Here is a 17631-nt window from a genome sequence, read left to right on the forward strand (position 1 = left end):
ATGGGGGCCCCCCCTCCCGGGGGTTCGCCTAGGCCGGGGGGGGGGGGGCCGGGGGGGGCGCGGGCGCGCCCCCGCGCCACGGCGAGCAGATAGGTCGGTTTGCCCTCCCTGACGTCCCCTCCCGACGGCTTGCCCGTCATGGCGGGATCCCCGAAGACCCCGAGCAGGTCGTCGCGGAGCTGGAAGGCGATTCCCGCGCAGCGGCCGGCCGAGGACAGCGCCCGCGTGGTGTCCTCGCCCGCGCCGGCCAGCGCGGCACCCAGCGAGATCGGGCGCACGACCGAGTACAGGGCGCTCTTGAGGTACGCGGTGCGGATGGCGCGGGCGGCGGAGCGCGCGCCGGTGGCCTGCCCGTGCACATCGAGGTACTGCCCGGCCACCATCTCGGTCCTCATCGCCCGCCAGACGCCGAGTACCCGCTTGCGGGTGGCGGCGGCCATGGCCGTGTCCGCGACGGTGTCGTCCGCCCAGGCGAGGGCGAGATCCCCGACGAGTACGGCCGCGGACGTACCGAAGGCCTCGCCCAGCACCGAGCCGGGCGCGGGTCCCGGCCGGCTCGCGAGGCAGACGTGCATGGCCAGCCGCCCGCGGCGCAGCGCCGACCCGTCCATCACGTCGTCGTGGACGAGGGCGCAGGTCTGGATGAGTTCGACGGCCACTCCGAGGCGCAGGGCCGCTTCGGTGTCGGCGCTCCGCACGCCCCCGCCGCAGGCGCGCATGCTCCACCACAGGAGCCGCGGCCGCATGCGCCGGCCGCCGTCCACGGTGAAGTCCGCGACGCGTTCCGCCAGATCGCGGGAGAAGCCCGCGTCGATGCCGGCCGCCTGGGCGACCCGTTCACGGAGTACCGCACCCGCCGTACGGAGCACGGCTCCGGCGACATCCGCGTCCACGGACCGCGCGTCGGCGTCCGTGGAGGCCTGCCCCGCCGCGTACTCGGAGCGCCACCTCGCGGAGGGCCGCCCCGGCGGCGCGGACACGGCCCGGGTGCCTCTGTCCTGCGGAGACCGGCAGTCGGCGGGGGAGTGCCCCTCGGCCTTGCTGCGGCGCGTCGCACTTCCTTCCGCCAGCGGTGTTCGGTGCACGTCTCCCCTTCCGGGTGGATACGCCGTTCGGACGCGGTGAGCCGCCACTTCGTCGGCCACGGCATGCGGGACGGAAGGGGCTGGTGGTCCGAGAGGATCACGAGAACGGGCCGTCCGCGTGCTGGCGCGGCCCGTTTTCGCGACCCGCGCCCGCGCACTGACCCGTTCGGGCGCGTCCGGGCCTCCCCAGGCGCCGTCGGCGGTCTTCGGGTGCGTTCGCGCGGAGAGCGGGTGCGGGCCACCCGATTGGAGCGTCCGGGGCGGTCGGCGGGGCGGTGCCGTGATCAGCTGGCCCGAGCGTGCGGCGCGAGGCCCCGCCCGCAGCGGGAAGAGGTGCACGATGCCAGCCGGATACCCAGAAGGCCGGGTCGCCGTCGTCACGGGAGCGGCGCGCGGGGTCGGGGCCGCGGTCGCGCGCGAGCTGTCCGCCCGCGGACTGCGGGTGGTCCTGCTGGGCCGGGAGCTGGAGACGCTGCGGGAGACCGCGGCCGGGCTGCCGGGCAGCTCGTACTCCATCGAGGCGGACATCACCGACGAGGCGGCGATGCAGGGCGCCGCACAATGCGTCGCGGCGCGCTTCGGGCCGGCCTCCGTCGTGGTTGCCAACGCCGGCATCTCCATCGCCGGTCCCTTCGCCGCCTGTGACGCGGCACTGTGGAACCGGGTCATCGAGGTGAACCTGATCGGCAGCGCGGTGACCGCCCGGGTCTTTCTCCCCCAGCTGCTGCGGACCCGCGGCTATCTGCTCCAGGTCGCCTCGACCGCAGCCTTCGGGTCCGCGCCGATGATGAGCGCCTACTGCGCATCCAAGGCGGGTGTCGAATCATTCGCCGTGGCCCTGCGCAACGAGATGGCACCCGAAGGCGTCGGCGTCGGAGTCGCCTATCTGCACTGGACGGGCACCGACATGATCAGCGAGCTGGACGACCACCTCGTGCTGCGTGAGCTGCGCCGACACCAGCCAGCCCCCGCCCGCCGGGTGCACGGGCCCGCCGAGGTCGCCACATGGCTGGCGCGCGGCATCGAACGTCGCGCGCCGGCCGTTTACGCGCCCCCCTGGCTGCGCCTCGCCCAGCCCCTGCGCCCGCTCTTCCCCTACCTCGTCGCCCGCGTCGCGCGCCGCTCCCTGGCCGGATTGTCCGCGGACGAGCTGCACCGGGGCGTCGGCGTCCTGGGCAACGGCGGACGCGCCGACTGGGAGGCCTACCGGTCGGCCCGCCCCACCACCCCGCCACAGGCCTGAGGCCGGCAGCTCCGCGGGCTGTGAACGGCGGGCGCGATTGCGCGTGCGACCGGGTCCTGGACGTTCGGCACCGAAGCGGTCGCCACGCCGGGAGCCGGGACGGGACGGTTGACCGGCCCGGTAATGGTCAGTAACTTACCGGTGCTGATCGGCACTTGGTGAACGTACTTCGGAATCCACCCGCCGCCGGCCTCATGGCGACGGCTCAACGGACGAGGTTCCCATGCGGATTCCCGCACTGACGGCAGCCGTCGCGCTCCTCACCGCCCTGACCCTCTCGCCGGCCGGCAGCGCCGCCGCGACCCCGGCGGCGCACCACGGGGACAGCGGCCGGTTCGACCGGCCGTACACCGGCTTCGCACCGGCCGGCACCGTGCTCCGCCCGGGGACCCCGCGCGAGGCGGGGCTCGACGCGGCGCCCATCGACGCCTTCGAGCAGCAGATGGCCGGCTGGGAGGACCCGGCCGCCGGCGCCGGCTACCTCTTCCCGGGCGCCACCACACTGATGGCGCACGACGGCGTGGTGGTCGAACGCGGCGCGGGCGGCTACGCGGTGAAGTACGCCGACACCACCGCCGAGCTGCCCAGGAGCCAGTGGGTCCCGGCCCGTACCGACACCATCTACGACCTCGCCTCGCTGTCGAAGCTGTTCACCTCGATCGCGGCCATGCAGCAGCTCGAAGCCGGCCGGATCGACCTCGGCACGCCCGTGGCGCACTACATCCCGGAGTTCGCCGCCAACGGCAAGGGCGGCATCACCGTCGAAGAACTCCTCACCCACACCTCGGGGTTCGACGCCGACCCGGTTCCCTCGCTGTGGCAGGGCTACTCCGACATCCCCTCGCGTGAGAAGGCCGTCCTCGACGCCAGGCCGATCAACCCGCCGGGCACCGCGTACCTGTACTCCGACCTCAACATGCTCAGCATGCAGCTGGTCCTGGAGAAGGTGACCGGCAAGCCGCTGGACACCCTGGTGCGCGACGGCATCACGGCGCCGCTCCACCTGACGGACACCGGCTACAACCCGCCGGCGGCCAAACTGCCCAGGATCGCGGCCACCGAGTACGAGACCAGCCCCGCGCGCGGCATGGTGCGCGGCCAGGTGCACGACGAGAACGCCTGGTCGCTGAACGGCGTGGCCGGCCACGCGGGCGTCTTCTCCACCGTCGACGACCTCGCGGTGCTGGCCCAGACGGTCCTCAACGGCGGTACGTACCAGGGCCACCGCATCCTCGGCGCGAACAGCGTCCGGCTGATGGAGCAGAACTTCAACCAGGCGTTTCCCGGCGACTCGCACGGCCTGGGCTTCGAGCTCGACCAGATCTGGTACATGGGCGGACTGTCCGGCCCGCGGAGCCTCGGGCACACCGGCTTCACCGGCACCTCGCTGGTCATCGACCCGCAGTCGCGGTCCTTCGTCATCCTGCTGAGCAACCGGGTGCACCCGACCCGCGACACCCCCTCGACCAATCCGCCGCGCCGGGCCATCGGCGAGGCGATGTCGCAGGCGATACGGGTGGCGGCGCCCCGCGGCGGCCCGCTCTGGTACTCCGGCCAGGCCGGCGGCGTCACCAGCACCCTGACCACGGGTCCGCTCACCGCGACCGCCCCGGTGGACGTCGACTTCTCCGCCTTCGTCAACACCGAGTCCACCGACCCCCTCTCCCTGGAGGACTCCACGGACGGCGGGGCCACCTGGCACGCGCTGCCGCTGACCGCCACCGGCCCGGGAGCGCCGTCCGGCACGCCGGCCTCGCTGTCCGGGCAGGCCGTGCGCGCCTGGTGGCACGTGCACACGCGGATACCGCAGCCGGCCGGAGCGCTCGCGATCCGCTGGCGCTACACCACCGACCCGGTGTACGAGGGCCGCGGGGTCGACCTCGCCCACCTGTCGGTGACCTCCGGCCGCCACCCCGTACCCGGCTCCGCCGCGCTGATGCCGACCGGCGCCTGGCAGCTCCGCCCCGGACATGCCGCCTAGCCGCTGCCGCAGCGGCGGGCGGCGCACCCGGTCACGTCCGCACCAGGCGTGCATGTGCCGGGCAGGTTCCCATCGGTCGGATCCACACCGCGCGGGCGGTGGACGCCGGGCACACCCGCGAGTGATCCACGACCGTTGACGCAGCCGGGCCTTGTCCCTTCCACCGGATACCGGCTCCGCCGCCTCCGCGGCCGCGCGGCCGACCGGGACGACGAGCGCCGCGCGAAAACGTGCACCCCTTCTCCCGGGGTGACCCCGCGAGCGGTCCGCTGCCGGCACCCGTGCCACGGGAGCGGGCAGCGGACCGGGGATCACGACGTCGCGGGCAGGATGTTGTGATTGCGGCGGAAGACGTTGGCCGGGTCGTACTTCGCCTTGATCTGGGCGAGCCGCTCCCCTGTGGCCCCCGGGTAGAGAGCCGCCCTGACCTCGTCCGGTCCCAGGTCCATGCTGAGGTTGGCGTAGGCGCCGGGGCCGGACTGCCGGATGGCGGCTGTGAACTCCTCGACCCAGACCGTGTGCAGGTCGGCCTCGGCCTGGTCGGCGTAGATGGCGGACACGTTGGCTATGATCCTGCGCCGCCGGTGGGCGAAGGCCGTGGCGTCCGACGGGACCCGCGCCATGGCCCCGCCCACGACCCGCAGTTGCACCCCGGCGACCAGCGCACTGGAGGCGGCGGTGTGTTCGAGGACGGTTCCGGCGGTCGTGCGGTCGACCCGGTCGAGGAACAGGGTGCGCGACACGGTCAGCGGGTGCACCGAGGGGTCGCCCGGGCGGAACATCCCCGCATAGGTTCCGGCCTGCACCATGTCGGCCAGCGGCGGGGCGATCGCCCGGAATCGGCCGACGACCTCCTCGCCCGCCTCGGGCGGCCCCGCATAGCACATCATCGCGAGGATGATCGGCTTGCCGTGGTGTTCCTCGGGCACGAACGGGACCGGGGGCGCCGTCCACACGTTCACGATGGTGGAGAGTTCCTCGGGGGCGGCCTCGGCCTCGGCGATGAAGGCCTCAAGGATCCCGGGGTCCACCGGAAGGACCAGCATTCCGCCGTACACGGCGTCGAGCTCGTGCAGCCGGAACTTGAAGCGGGTCGCCACACCGAAGTTGCCGCCGCCGCCCCGGACGGCCCAGAACAGGTCGGGGTGCTGGTGCTCGTCCACCCGCAGTAATTCGCCGTCGGCCGTGACGATCTCCACGGCCAGCAGGTCGTCGACGGTCATTCCGTACTTGCGGGTCAGGAAACCGACACCGCCGCCCAGGGTGATGCCGCCGACCCCGACCGCGGCGTCGTCGCCGAACCCGGTCGCAAGCCCGTGCTCCCCGGCCGCCGCGGTGTACTCGCCCGCGGTGATGCCGGCCTCAGCCCAGGCAGTACGGGCCTCGACGTCGATCTCCAGCGCCCGCATGCGGGCCAGGTCCAGCACGATGCCGCCCTCGCAGACACCGTGCCCCGCCCAGCTGTGTCCACCGGAGCGGATGGCCAACTCGAGCCCCGTCTCCCGCGCCAGCGCCACGACGCGCGCCACCTGTGCGGCGTCCCCGGGGCGCAGGACGACGGCGGGCCTGAGGTCGGCGTTGCCCACGAACACGGTGCGCGCTGCGTCGTACTCGGCGTCACCAGGCCTGATGACCTGCCCGTACTGCTCGTCGGTGAGCTCCCCGACCGAAAGGGGAGCATTGCCGAGAGGTGCTGTCACAGAGCGACTCCTTAAGTCGTTGCCATACGTCATGCGCGTCGCCGGTCCGCCCGGCGCTCCGGACCGGTCTCCGGGCGGAGTCGGGCCGATCTTGCGGACGTGCGGACCGTGCCATCCCAGTCTTTTCCCTGTCAAACCCTTCGACGCAATCGGTGATCACATGCGGCCAAGGCATGGGATTTCCGCTGATGATGCGTGGATGCCTGCCGTTTCCGTGCGGTTCGACCCGCTTGCAGAAGTTCTGGCGCCTTCCGCGCGGCGGCCGTTCCCGCGGGGAATTTCCCCGGGTCATCGCCCGGCCGAGAAATCACGCCGGAATATGCGGACCGGTCGGCATGCGAAGGACGCGGGCGTATCCCCGCGGCCGTTGTCCGGGCTCGAAAGGGCGAAAGGCCATCGGGGCGCGGACCGGCCGCCGCCCCGGCCGGTGCGTCCCGCGGCCTGCCCGGTCCGGCCGGTGCCCCCTCGGCGCCGAGCGGCAGGCCCGCACGATCTAGGCTGCCCTCAGCGGCCGCCGGGCCGCTGGAAGGGTGACCGCGGTGATAGCTGCGCTGACAGGGTTCGCCCTGTTCGCCATGGTGGTGACGGTGGTGCCCGGCCCGGACACGCTGCTCGTGCTGCGCAACGCGGTACGGGGCGGCCTGCGGGCCGGAAGCGCGTCGGCCGTGGGCGCCGGGCTGGGCTCGATGGTGTGGGCGTCGGCCGCGGCCGTCGGGCTCGACGCGGCTCTGCGGCGGTGGGACACCGCCTTCACCGCGGTCCGGGTGGCCGGCGGCCTCTACCTGCTGGTCCTCGGCGTCCAGGCCCTGTGGTCGGTGCGCCCCGGACGCAAGGACCCGGTGCGCGCCGGGCAGGACGGTCCGGTACGTGCGGGGGAAGAGGACGCCGCCGAGCCGGCACCCGCCCTCGCCGAGGGGCAGGTGACCGGCCGTCAGGCCTTCAGACAGGGCCTGCTCAGCTGCGTGCTGAACCCCAAGGTGGGCACCTTCTTCATCGCCGTCGCGCCCCAGTTCCTGCCCTCGGGGCGGTCGGTGCTGACCGCCACCCTGCTTTTCGGCATGGTGGACGCGAGCATCGCCATCGTGTGGCTGCTCGTCGTGGCGGCCGGCGCCGCCAGACTGATGGACCGGCTCCGGCGGCCGGCGGTGAATCTGGCCCTGGAGGGGACCGCGGGCGGCGCGCTGGTCGTGCTCGGCGCGGTCGCGGCGATGGAGGCCGCCCGCACCTGACGCGACCCGCCGGCCCGGCTGCCCGGCGCCGCCGCCCGGACCGTAGTCATCGTCATGCCCGCGCCGGCCTCGCACCCGTCGCCGTACCGGGGGGGGGGGGGGGGGGGGGGGGGGGGGGGGGGGGGGGGGGGGGGGGGGGGNCCCCCCCCCCCCCCCCCCCCCCCCCCCCCCCCCCCCCCCCCCCCCCCCCCGGGGTTCAGCCGGCACGCCCGGCCCCCGCGGCCCGCAGGCGCCGCTCGGCGCGCGACCGGCCGCGGCTGCCGGCCGCCGGGGCCGGGGCGCCGGCGGGTTCGAGCGATTCCGCCAGCGAGCGGACCGTCGGGCGGCGGAAGAGCTCCGCCATCGGCAGCTCCCGTCCCAGCCGCTCCTGGAGCAGCCCGTGCACCCGGGTCGCCTGCAAGGAGTCGCCGCCCAGGCCGAAGAAGCTGGAGTCGCGGGTGATACCCCGCACGCCGAGCACCTCCGCCCAGGTGGCGGCGATGACCGCTTCCAGCCCGTCCCGCGGCTCCCCGTCCGCCGACGCGCCGATCCCCGCCAGCCGGTCGCGGTCGACGCCGCCGGTGGCCGGGTCCACCGGCAGGCTGCCGACGACCGGCGGGCGCGGGGGCAGCGGGGTGCCGAACCTGTCCCTGGCCGCCTCCCCGGCCGCCGGCTCCGACTCGGCGTAGACGGTCAGCTCCGCCAGTGCCTCGGCCGGTCCCGCCAGGTGCGCGGCGATCCAGGGGCGGGCCGGGTCGAGGCCGACCAGCTGGTGCGGGGCCTCCCGCTCCAGGGCGACGGCCAGCGACGCCAGCGCCTCGCCCGGGGGCAGCACGCGATAGCCCCGGGCCGCCGTCGCCTCCTTCAGCGCGTAGCCGGTGCTCATACCCGTCTCGTCCCACATGCTCCACGCCAGGCTGTACGCGTCCAGTCCGTGCGTGCGCCGCTGACGGACCGCCAGCGCGTCGAGATACGCGGACGCCGCCGCGTACCCGCCCACCGACGCGCCGCCGAACAGGCCGTTGACCGACGAGAACGACACGAAGAGCAGCCCCGGCCGGTCCCGCAGCAGCCGGTCCAGGACCCGTGCGCCGCCTGCCTTGGCGCCGAGCGCCTCGTCCAGGTCCGCGGGCGCGCAGGAGTCGAGCGGGGCCTCCCGGAAGGAGCCCGCCAGGTGCAGCACACCGTCCAGCGGCGCCCCCCACCGCTTCTCGGCCTCCCGCAGCACCCGGTTGACGGCGTCGGGGTCGCGGACGTCGGCGGCGGCGTACCCGATCCGCGGATCGTCCGCGCCCGGCCGCGGGCTGCGGCCCAGGCACAGCACCCGGGCCCCGTAGCCGTCGGCCAGCATCCCTGCGAGCAGCTGTCCTATGCCGCCGGAGCCGCCGGTCACCAGGTAGCGCCCGCCGTGCCGGAAGGGCGGGCGGCGCGAGCCGGACGCCGGCGCCCCGGCGGGCACCAGCCGCCGTGCCAGCCGCCGGCCGGCGCGGTGGGCGACGACGCGTTCGCGGGGGAGCCGGGCCACTTCGGCGCCGAGCAGCCGCGCCGTGCGGTCCGGGTCGTCCGGGGGGATGTCCAGGTGCACGACCCGGGTGCCGGACCGCTCGTGCCCGAGGGTGGCCACCAGCCCGGCCAGCGGAGACCGTTCGAGAGCGGGCGGGTCGTCGGGCAGGACGGTCAGCGCGTGGCTGGTGACGACGTACACCGCCTCCGCGTGCGCGGTCCGCCGGGCCAGCCGCAGCAGCCCGTGCATGTCCGACCGTGCCGTGTCCGGATCGACCGGTGCGGGGCCGCCGTACGCGCGCAGATCGACCACCGTGCCCGGCCGGTCCGCCGCCGGGCCTCCGACGCCGTCCGGCACCGACCCGGCCGGGGAGTGCGCGCCGCCGATCAGCACGCACCGCCGCCCGGCCGCCTCCAGAAGGCGGGCCAGCCGCTCGCCGACCCCCTGGGTGTCGGACAGCACCAGGACGGCGCCGTCCCGAGCGCCCGGCTTCCCGGACAGCGCCCGGGGAATCCACTCGGCCCGGTGGAAGTGGTCCGGGACGGTGCCGTCGTCCGCGCGGCCGCCGTCCGGCCGGGAGGACGCGAAGCCGCCGGCCTCGAACCGGGTGCGCAGCGCCGTGCGCTGGATCTTGCCGATCTCCGTCTTGGGAATCTCCGCCCGCTCCACCGCGAGGATGTGCCGGGGGTTGACCCCGACCCGGTCGAGCACCGCCTGACGGACCCGGCGGGCCGCCTCCTGCTGGCCGGCCGTCCCGCGCGGGCAGAAGAAGACGGCCAGCTCGTCGGTGGCGGCCGAAGCGGTCCGCACCGCCACGGCGGCGGTGAAGGACGGCTCCACGCAGTCCAGTTCGTCGACCACCGACTCGATCTCGTGGCTGTGGTAGTTGACGCCGTTGAGGATGACGACGTCCTTGGCGCGGCCGGTCAGGGTCAGTCGGCCGTCCCTGATCCGCCCGAGGTCGCCGGTGTCGAACCAGCCGTCAGGGGTGAAGGCGGCGGCGTTCTGCTCCGGCGCCGCGAAGTAGCCGGTGGTCACCGTCGCCCCGCGCACCTGGAGCCGGCCGATCTCGCCCTCGGACAGCACCCGCGGTTCGCCACCGGTGCCGCCCGCGATCCGCACCGCGGTCCCCGGCAGCGGCGACCCGACTTCCACGAACGCGTCGTCGTCCGAGGCCGTGTCCAGCCCGAAGCGGTCGGAGTAGACCATCGCGGAGGAGGTCTCCGACATGCCCCAGGCCGGCCGCATCGCCGTCCCGGGCAGGCCGAAGGGGGCCAGCAGCCGCAGCCAGCGGCGGGCCACCCGGCTGACGATCGCCTCGCCCGCGTTCATGACGAACCGCAGTGCCGACAGGTCCCACCCGGCGCCGCGCCGCTCCAGCTCGGCGGCGCGGTCGTTGACCAGGCCGAAGGCGAAGTTGGGCGCCCATGTGCTGGTGGCGCGGAAGCGGTGGGCCAGGTCCAGCCAGCGCAGCGGGTCCTGGAGGACCCAGCGGGTGGGCGCGTGCACCTGGCGGCAGCCGAGGAAGACGTCCCGCAGATGGAACATCACCACGCCGCCGACGTGGTCGAGCGGCAGCCAGTTGACCGACACGTCGTCGTGCCGCAATCCGTTGGCCGCGCAGGTGGCGGCGCAGCGGGCCAGGATGTTGCGGTGCCTGAGCACCACGGCCTTCGGCCGTCCGGTGCTGCCCGAGGTGAGCATGAACAGGGCGGGGTCGTCCGGCGCCGCCGGGTGCGGCTGCGCAGGGTGCGCCGCCGCCGCGACCGCGTCGGCTCCCGCCGCGCGCAGCTCCGGCCAGCCGTCCGCGGCGGCCTCCCGCAGTTCGGCGAGCCGTCCCCCCGCGGTGAGCACCAGCGGCTGCCCGAGCAGATCCCAGGCGCCGCGCAGCCGTTCGGTGGCCGCGTCGCGGACGCGGTAGTCGGCGGGCACGGCGAGCGGCACGGCGATCTGCCCGCCGAGCAGGCACGCCCACAACGCGGTGACGAAGTCGGTGTGGTCGTCGAGCTGCAGGATCACCCGGTCCCCGGGGCCGAGCCCCAGCTCCCGCAGCCCGGACAGCGCGCGCAGCGCCCTGTCCCGCAGCTCGCGGTACGACAGCCGGGTCTGCCCGCCGTCCTCCCGCAGCAGTACCAGGTCGCCGGTCGCCGACCCGGCGGCCCGCAGCAGGGTGTCCACGAGCGTGCGGTCGGCGATCACCGGGGCGGGCCCGCCGTCGGCCAACGCGACGGGGGCATCGGCCGCGGGTGCGCCCGCGCCGCCCTGGCCGGGCGGCCCGTCGTGGGCACCGGGCGCCGCGGAATCGGGGCGTCCGGGCGCCGGGCCGCTGTCCGCGGCCCCGGCGCCGTGCGGGCCGGGCACCGGGACGCGTGCGAGCGGCGCAGGCACGGCGGCGGTGGGCAGCACCGCGATCCGCGCACCCGGGTGGGCGTCAAGGAGCCGGGCCTCCTGCCGGGCGGCCTCCGCCGGGTCCGCGACCGGCAGCCGCAGCAGCTCGGAGACGTCGACGTGCCCGTCGGGGGTCAGCGGCAGGCGGGAGACGGGGACGACGGACCCCGGCGCGGGCAGCCGGGCGGCGAGCCCGGCGAGGTCGACGGGACCTGCCGGGACGACGTAGGCGAGCAGCTCCGGTTCGCCGTCCGGCGGGTCCGCGCGCCTTCGCGGCACCACCGCCGCGTCCGCCAGGGCGGGCGCCGCCCGCAGCAGCTCCTCCTCGACGTCGGCCGGGCGGACCGTGCGCCCGGCCAGGCACACCGTGTCGGGCACGCGCTCGTCGGAGCCGACGGCGTTCAGCACCTCCACGGTGCCGTCCGGCCGTACCAGCCCGCGCTGCCCGGTGCGGTCGCCCTCCGGTGTCCACAGGTCGCCGGGGACACCCTCGGGCGGCACCAGGCCCGCGGGTCCGCGCACCAGCAGGGACCCGCCGCGCCGCATCCGCTCCAGCAGCGCCTGCTCCTCCCGCTCCGGGCGCAGGGGCAGCGCCTCCAGCGCGGTCGCCGGGGCGTCGACCGCGGCCGCCAGCAGGGAGCGGTAGTGGGCCACGATCCTTTCCGCGGTGGGGTGGTCGAACAGGTCGGTGTCGTAGACGAGCGAGCCCCTGAGGCGGTCGGGGTGCTCCCAGACGTGCAGTTCGAGGTCGAAGCGGGTGGACTCCTCCTCGTCGTCCACCCGTTCGACGTCGAGGCCGCCGAGTTCGAGCTGCTGGTCCGCGAAGTTCTGCAGCGCGAACAGCACCTGGAACAGCGGGTTGCCGCCGGCGTCGCCCCCCGCGCCGACCGCGCGCACGATGCCGTCGACCGGGGTGTCCTGATGGGCCAGGACGTCCAGCGACGCGGCGCGGACCCGGGCCAGCAGCGTGGTGAACGGCAGGTCGCCGGAGACGTCGACCCGCACCGGCAGGGTGTTGACGAACAGGCCCATGAGCGCGGTGAGCTGCTCGTTGTCCCGGTTGGCCAGCAGGGTTGCGACGATGATCCGCTCGCCGGCGCCGTAGCGGTGCAGCAGGGCGTTCCACACGGCCAGCAGCGTCATGTGCAGGGACGCGCCGTTGCGCCGGGCCAGCTCCCGCACCCCGCGGTACGTCCCGGGCGGCAGTTCGAAGTCGACCCTGGCCCCCTGGAAGGTGGGGCGCTCGGGCCGCGGCCGGTCGGCCGGCAGGGTGATCCGCCGCGGCCGGGCGCCCAGCGCCTCGCGCCAGTGCTCCAGCCGGGCGTCCAGTGTCCCGGCGGTCAGGGTGGCGCGCTGCCATTCGGCGTAGTCGGCGTACTGGATCGGCAGGTCGGGCAGCAGGTCGGGTGTCCCGTCGCGGTCCGCCCGGTAGAAGGCGTCGAGCTCGCGGACCAGCAGGCCGAGCGACCAGCCGTCGGTGGCGATGTGGTGCACGCAGAAGACCAGGAGGTGGTCGTCGGCGGCCAGACGCAGCAGCCGGGCCCTGAGCGGCGGCGCGGAGGTGAGGTCGAACGGTTCGCGGACGACCTCGCGCACGCTCGCCCGTACCCGCGGGTCGGCGGTGGCGGCTTGCGCGGGCGGCGGCCCGTCGAGCACGTGCACCTCCAGCGCCACCGGGAGCCTGTCGTGCACGAACTGGCTCAGCGAGCCGCCGGGACCTGCCGCGTACGTGGTGCGCAGGATCTCCTGCCGCGCCACGACCCGGTCCAGCGCGCGCGAGAGCCGCGCCGCGTCCAGTACGCCCCGCAGGTGCAGCACGAGCGGCACGTTGTAGGTGGGATTGCCGGGGTAGAGCCGGTGGAAGAACCACATGCGTTCCTGGTCGTAGGAGGCCGGGAACTCCAGGGGAGCGGGCATGGGTCAGTCCTCCGCGACAGGCGTGGCGGCCCGGCGTGCGCTCCGGGTGATGACGGCGGTCGCGGGGCCGGAACCGCGGGACTGCTCGATCAGCCCCGCCAGCACCGCGACGGTGGGGGTGCCCGCGTCGAAGAAGGCGCGCACCGACAGCGGCACGCCCAGCTCCTCCCGGAGCCGGGTGATCAGCTGCATGGCCAGCAGCGACTCGCCGCCCAGGTCGAAGAAGTCGTCGTGCGCCCCGACCCGGTCGATTCCGAGGACGGTCGCCCAGGCCCGGGCCACCGTCCGCTCCAGGTCGCTGCGCGGCTCGGCGTACGGGGTGGCCAGGGCCGGCCGCACGTTGAAGGCCGAGCCGCCCCCGTACAGCCCGCCGCCGCCGGTTTCCGGTTCCGCGGCCGGGTCGGCCCGCGGGCCGCGTGGCGGGGCGGGGGCGTCGACGACCTTGAGGACGAGCGGACCGTCGCCGCCGCCCAGCGCGCCCAGCGCGCCGGCCAGGGCGCCCGCGCTCTCCCGGGACAGGACCTCCACGCTTGCCCCGGCCGCCTCCAGCTGCCGGACGCGCGCGCTGGGTTCCGCCGTGCCCTCCGGGGCCGCCCGGCGGGCGGTCAGCAGGGCGTGGTCGGCCTCGCGCAGCCGCTCGCCGCCCTCGGGATACACCCGGACCTGGTCGTATCCCGAGGCGCCGAGCAGGGCGTGCCACTCCTGCGGCGGCAGCAGCGGGGAGTGCTTGCGCAGGTCGTCGGCGAAATACCACCAGCCGGCGTAGAGGCCGGCGGTCATCAGCGAGGGCCGCCGCTGCTTGGCGGCCTCCAGCAGGAACAGCTGTCCTCCGTCGCCGAGCAGCGAGCGGACATGGGCCACGGTGGTGCGCAGGTCGGGCGTGGCGTGCAGCACGTTGAAGGCGAGCACCACGTCGAAGCCGCCGGGCGGGAAGCCCTGCGGTCCGGGGTCCGCGGAGATGTCGAGCACGCCGAACCGCATGAAGTCGACGTCCTTGTCCGCCGCGGTCCGCTGGCCGGCCAGCACGAAGGACCTGCCGAGGTCGGTGAAGTGGTATTCGACGCCGGGGACGCCCTTGAGCGCGTCCACCACGTCCCAGGTCAGGTAGCCGCGTCCGGCGCCGATCTCCAGCACCCGCAGCCGCCCGCCCTCGGCCTGCCGGGCGAGCCGGGCGACGGCCTGTGCGACGAGCCGGGTGTGCACGGCCACGTCGCTAGTGCCCACCTGCTGGTCCACCACGTCCTGCATGATGTCGGCGGAGCCGTCGGGCAGCAGCACCTGGTGGCCCTCCACCGCGCCGCTGAAGACCTGCGGATAGCTGGCGGCGCAGTGCCGCAGCAGGTCCAGCTCGTCGGCGCGCTCGGGATGCCGTGCCAGTACGGCCGCCTCCAGCGCGTCGATCCCGGGTTCCGCGCCCAGGTCGCGGGGTTCGCCGGGCCGCGCGCGGAAGGTCGGCCCCGCGCCCGCGTCGGCGGCCACGTGGCCGTCCTCGGCGAGCACGTTCAGCATCGCGTGCAGGAACGGCCGGTAGCCGGGCACCACACCGAGGACGGCGGCGATGGAGTCGGCGGCGGCGTCGCTGCCGTCCGCGGTGGGGACGCCCGCGTCGTGCAGGAACCGCAGGATGTGCCGCGCGCTGAGCGCGTCGAGGTCGCGCTGGAGGTCGGCGGGGGCGTGCCGCACCGGGATGCTGCCGCGCAGCAGCTCGTCGTCCTCGCGGAGCAGGGCCGCCTCGCGCACCGGGTCGACGTGCGAGGCGGCGGCGGGGCGGGCCGCCGACGGCTCGCCGCCGGGGTCGGTGACCAGCAGCCGGCTGCCGGTCGCGGCCAGTTCGAGGGCGCGGCCGAAGGCCGGGTCCCGCAGGCCGTCAGGGACCAGGTAGGTGCCCGGCCCGGCGGCGCGCCGGGGCGCGTTCACCCAGAAGCGGCGGCGCTGGAAGGCGTAGCCGGGCAGCGGCAGCCGGCGCCGCGGGCGCTCGTCGTAGGGCGCGTGGCGGCCGATCGTGCCGCCGGCCGTCCACACCGCGCCGAGCGCGGCCACCAGCGCCTCGGCGTCGCCGTAGCCGTCCCTCGGGTGCCGCGTCGCGGCGACGGCGGTGGCGTCCTGGCCGAGCTGGAAGCCGGCCAGCCGGGTCAGGCCGCGCCCGGGGCCGACCTCGACCAGGACCGGGCGGCGCGCGTCGTGCAGGGCGGTGAGGCCGTCGGCGAACCGGACCGTCTCCCGGGTGTGCCGGAGCCAGTACCCGGTGTCGGTGGCCTGCTCGGGGGTGAGCGGCGTGCCGGTGAGGTTGGAGATCAGCGGCGTCCGCGGCGCGTGCAGGGCCACCCGGCCCAGGGCCTCGGCGTACTGCGGGAGCATCGTCTCCAGGACCGAGGAGTGGACGGCGGTTGCCAGTTGCAGGCGCGAGTGGTCCACGCCCTCGGCGGTCAGCCGGCGCTCCAGCTCCTCGATCTCGTCCACCGGGCCGGACACCGTGCAGTGCTGCGGGCCGTTGACCGCCGCGATCCCCAGCCCGCCGGTCAGCCGGCCGCGCGCCTGCTCCTCGCCGAGCGGCACGCCGACGCTCGCGCCGCCGGCCAGCAGCATCAGCCGTTCGCGCTCGGCGACCAGCGGCAGGACGTCGTCGAGCGAGATGACCCCGGCCAGGCAGGACGCGGTGTATTCGCCGAGGCTGTGGCCGAGCAGCGCGGCCGGCCGTACGCCGTACGCCTCCAGTTGGCGGGCGACCGCGTAGCCGGTGGCGACGACGCCGGGGAAGCCGCCGCCGTCGCGGGCGATGTCGGCTCGCAGGTCCCGGCCGTGCCGTGCCATGACGGCGGCGCAGCGGTCCATCTCCGCGCGGAAGACCGGCTCCGAGCCGTACAGCCCGGTGCCCATGCCCGCGAACTGGGTGCCGCCGCCCGGGAACAGCAGGGCGACGGGCCGGGTGTCCTCGGCGTGCCCGGCGGTGCCCGCGCTGTCCCGCAGCGCGCGCACGGCCGAGCCGGTGTCGGCCGCGGCGACGGCGCGCCGGTACGCGAACTCCTCGCGTCCCGAGCGCAGGGTGTGGGCCACGTCCCGCAGGTCCAGCCAGGGCCGCTGCTCCAGGTGGTCGGCGAGCGCGGCAGCCGAGTCGGCCAGCGCCTGCGGCGACTTGGCGGACAGCGTCACCAGGTGGTGGCGCGGCTCGGCACCGGCGGTGGAGCCGGGGGAGCGGGGCGCCGCCCCGATCGCCGCCCGGGCCGGGGCCTCCTGGAGGACCGCGTGCGCGTTGGTGCCGCCGATGCCGAAGGAGCTGACCCCGGCGCGGCGCGGTTCGCCGGGGACGCGCGGCCACGGGGTGAGGTCGGCGGCGACGCGGAAGGGGCTGCCGTCGAGCGGGATCAGCGGGTTGGGGCGTTCGAAGTGCAGGCTGGGCGGTATGGCCTCGTGCTCCAGCGCGAGCACCGTCTTGATCACGCCGGCCACACCGGCGGCGGCGTCGAGATGCCCGATGTTGGTCTTGACCGAGCCGATCGCGCACCGGCCCGGACGGTCGGCGGTCCGCGGATCGGCGGCGAACGCGTCGAGCAGGGCCTGGAGTTCGATCGGATCGCCCACCGGCGTGCCCGTGCCGTGCGCCTCCACGTAGGAGATCGCGCCCGCCGCCACCCCGGCCGCGGCGTGCGCGGCGAGGATGACCTCGGTCTGGCCGGCCGCGCTGGGCGCGGTGTAGCCGGCCTTGCGGTCGCCGTCGTTGTTGATCGCGGACCCCTTGATCACGGCCCGGACCGTGTCGCCGTCGGCCAGCGCGTCCGCCAGCCGCTTCAGCACCAGGACGCCCACGCCGTCCCCGGGGAACATCCCGTCGGCGGCGGCGTCGAAGGAGCGGCAGCGCCCGTCGGGGGAGAGCGGGCCGTCGGGCATGTGGTGGTAGCCCGTCCTGGGCGACGGGTTGAGCGAGGCGCCGCCGGTCAGCGCGACGTCGCAGCTGTGGTCCAGCAGGTCGCGGCACGCCAGGTGCAGCGCCACCAGCGAGGTGGAGCAGGCGGTGGCGACGCTGATGCCTGGGCCGGTCAGCCCCAGCGCGTAGCAGACCCGGGTGGCGAAGGAGCTGGGGGAGTTGGCCGAGAGGGCGGGCAGTTGCGCCATCGAGTGCGGGGCGTCGGCGATATGCGGGTACACCTGCTCCAGGAAGTAGCGGCTCTGGCCGGCGCCCGCGTACACCCCGACCAGGCCGGGGTAGTCGCGCGGGGCGCAACCGGCCTGCTGGAGCGCGTGGTAGGCGCATTCGAGGAACAACCGCTGCTGCGGGTCGAGCAGTTCGGCCTCAGTGGGCCGGAAGCCGAAGAAGTCCGCGTCGAACAGGTCGATGCCCTCCACCGCGGCCTCGACCTTCACCAGTCCGGGATCGGCCAGCTCGCGCGGGTCGTTGCCGGCCGCGACGAACTCCTCGTCGGTGAAGCGTGTGGTGCCCTCCCGGCCGGCCGCGAGGGCGGCCCAGAAGTCGTCGAGGGTGGACGACCCGGGGAAGCGCCCGGCCATGCCGACGATGGCGATGTCGAGTTCCAAGTCGTAGTCCGGTCCCGGATCGGGTACGGCGGCGGGGGCGGTGGGCTCGGACATGGCGGGTGTCCCTTCCTGGCG

Annotated in this window: 7 protein-coding genes; 3 read left to right on the forward strand and 4 right to left on the reverse strand. The window is 75.5% G+C overall.

Annotation, left to right across the window (positions count from 1 at the left end):
- A partial coding sequence (locus V7E46_RS08280) for a polyprenyl synthetase family protein (protein ID WP_443054086.1) occupies positions 1 to 980 on the reverse strand: 980 nt, incomplete at its 3' end.
- Positions 981 to 1425: 445 nt separating this feature from the next.
- Here V7E46_RS08280 and V7E46_RS08285 point away from each other — a divergent pair.
- Both V7E46_RS08285 and V7E46_RS08290 read left to right on the forward strand, forming a co-directional pair.
- On the forward strand, positions 1426 to 2328 hold the full coding sequence (locus V7E46_RS08285; protein WP_333767806.1) for an SDR family oxidoreductase: 903 nt from the start codon (positions 1426 to 1428) through the stop codon (positions 2326 to 2328).
- Positions 2329 to 2551: 223 nt separating this feature from the next.
- Positions 2552 to 4309, forward strand: a complete 1758-nt coding sequence (locus tag V7E46_RS08290; protein ID WP_333767807.1) for a serine hydrolase — start codon at positions 2552 to 2554, stop codon at positions 4307 to 4309.
- A gap of 311 nt (positions 4310 to 4620) precedes the next feature.
- Here V7E46_RS08290 and V7E46_RS08295 read toward each other — a convergent pair whose 3' ends face one another.
- On the reverse strand, positions 4621 to 6009 hold the full coding sequence (locus tag V7E46_RS08295; RefSeq protein ID WP_333767808.1) for an FAD-binding oxidoreductase: 1389 nt from the start codon (positions 6007 to 6009) through the stop codon (positions 4621 to 4623).
- Positions 6010 to 6548: 539 nt separating this feature from the next.
- Here V7E46_RS08295 and V7E46_RS08300 point away from each other — a divergent pair.
- A complete protein-coding gene (locus V7E46_RS08300) occupies positions 6549 to 7238 on the forward strand; it encodes a LysE family translocator (RefSeq protein ID WP_333767809.1) in 690 nt (229 codons plus the stop codon).
- Positions 7239 to 7434: 196 nt separating this feature from the next.
- Here the strand turns inward: V7E46_RS08300 and V7E46_RS08305 are convergent, their stop codons facing one another.
- Both V7E46_RS08305 and V7E46_RS08310 read right to left on the reverse strand, forming a co-directional pair.
- Entirely contained in the window at positions 7435 to 13026 is a 5592-nt protein-coding gene (locus V7E46_RS08305; RefSeq protein ID WP_333767810.1) for an SDR family NAD(P)-dependent oxidoreductase, read from the reverse strand.
- A 3-nt stretch (positions 13027 to 13029) separates the two neighbouring features.
- Positions 13030 to 17610, reverse strand: a complete 4581-nt coding sequence (locus V7E46_RS08310; RefSeq protein WP_333767811.1) for a type I polyketide synthase — start codon at positions 17608 to 17610, stop codon at positions 13030 to 13032.
- Positions 17611 to 17631 lie beyond the last annotated feature (21 nt).

It is taken from the genome of Streptomyces sp. IBSBF 2435 (genome assembly GCF_036815005.1).
Classification (GTDB): domain Bacteria; phylum Actinomycetota; class Actinomycetes; order Streptomycetales; family Streptomycetaceae; genus Actinacidiphila.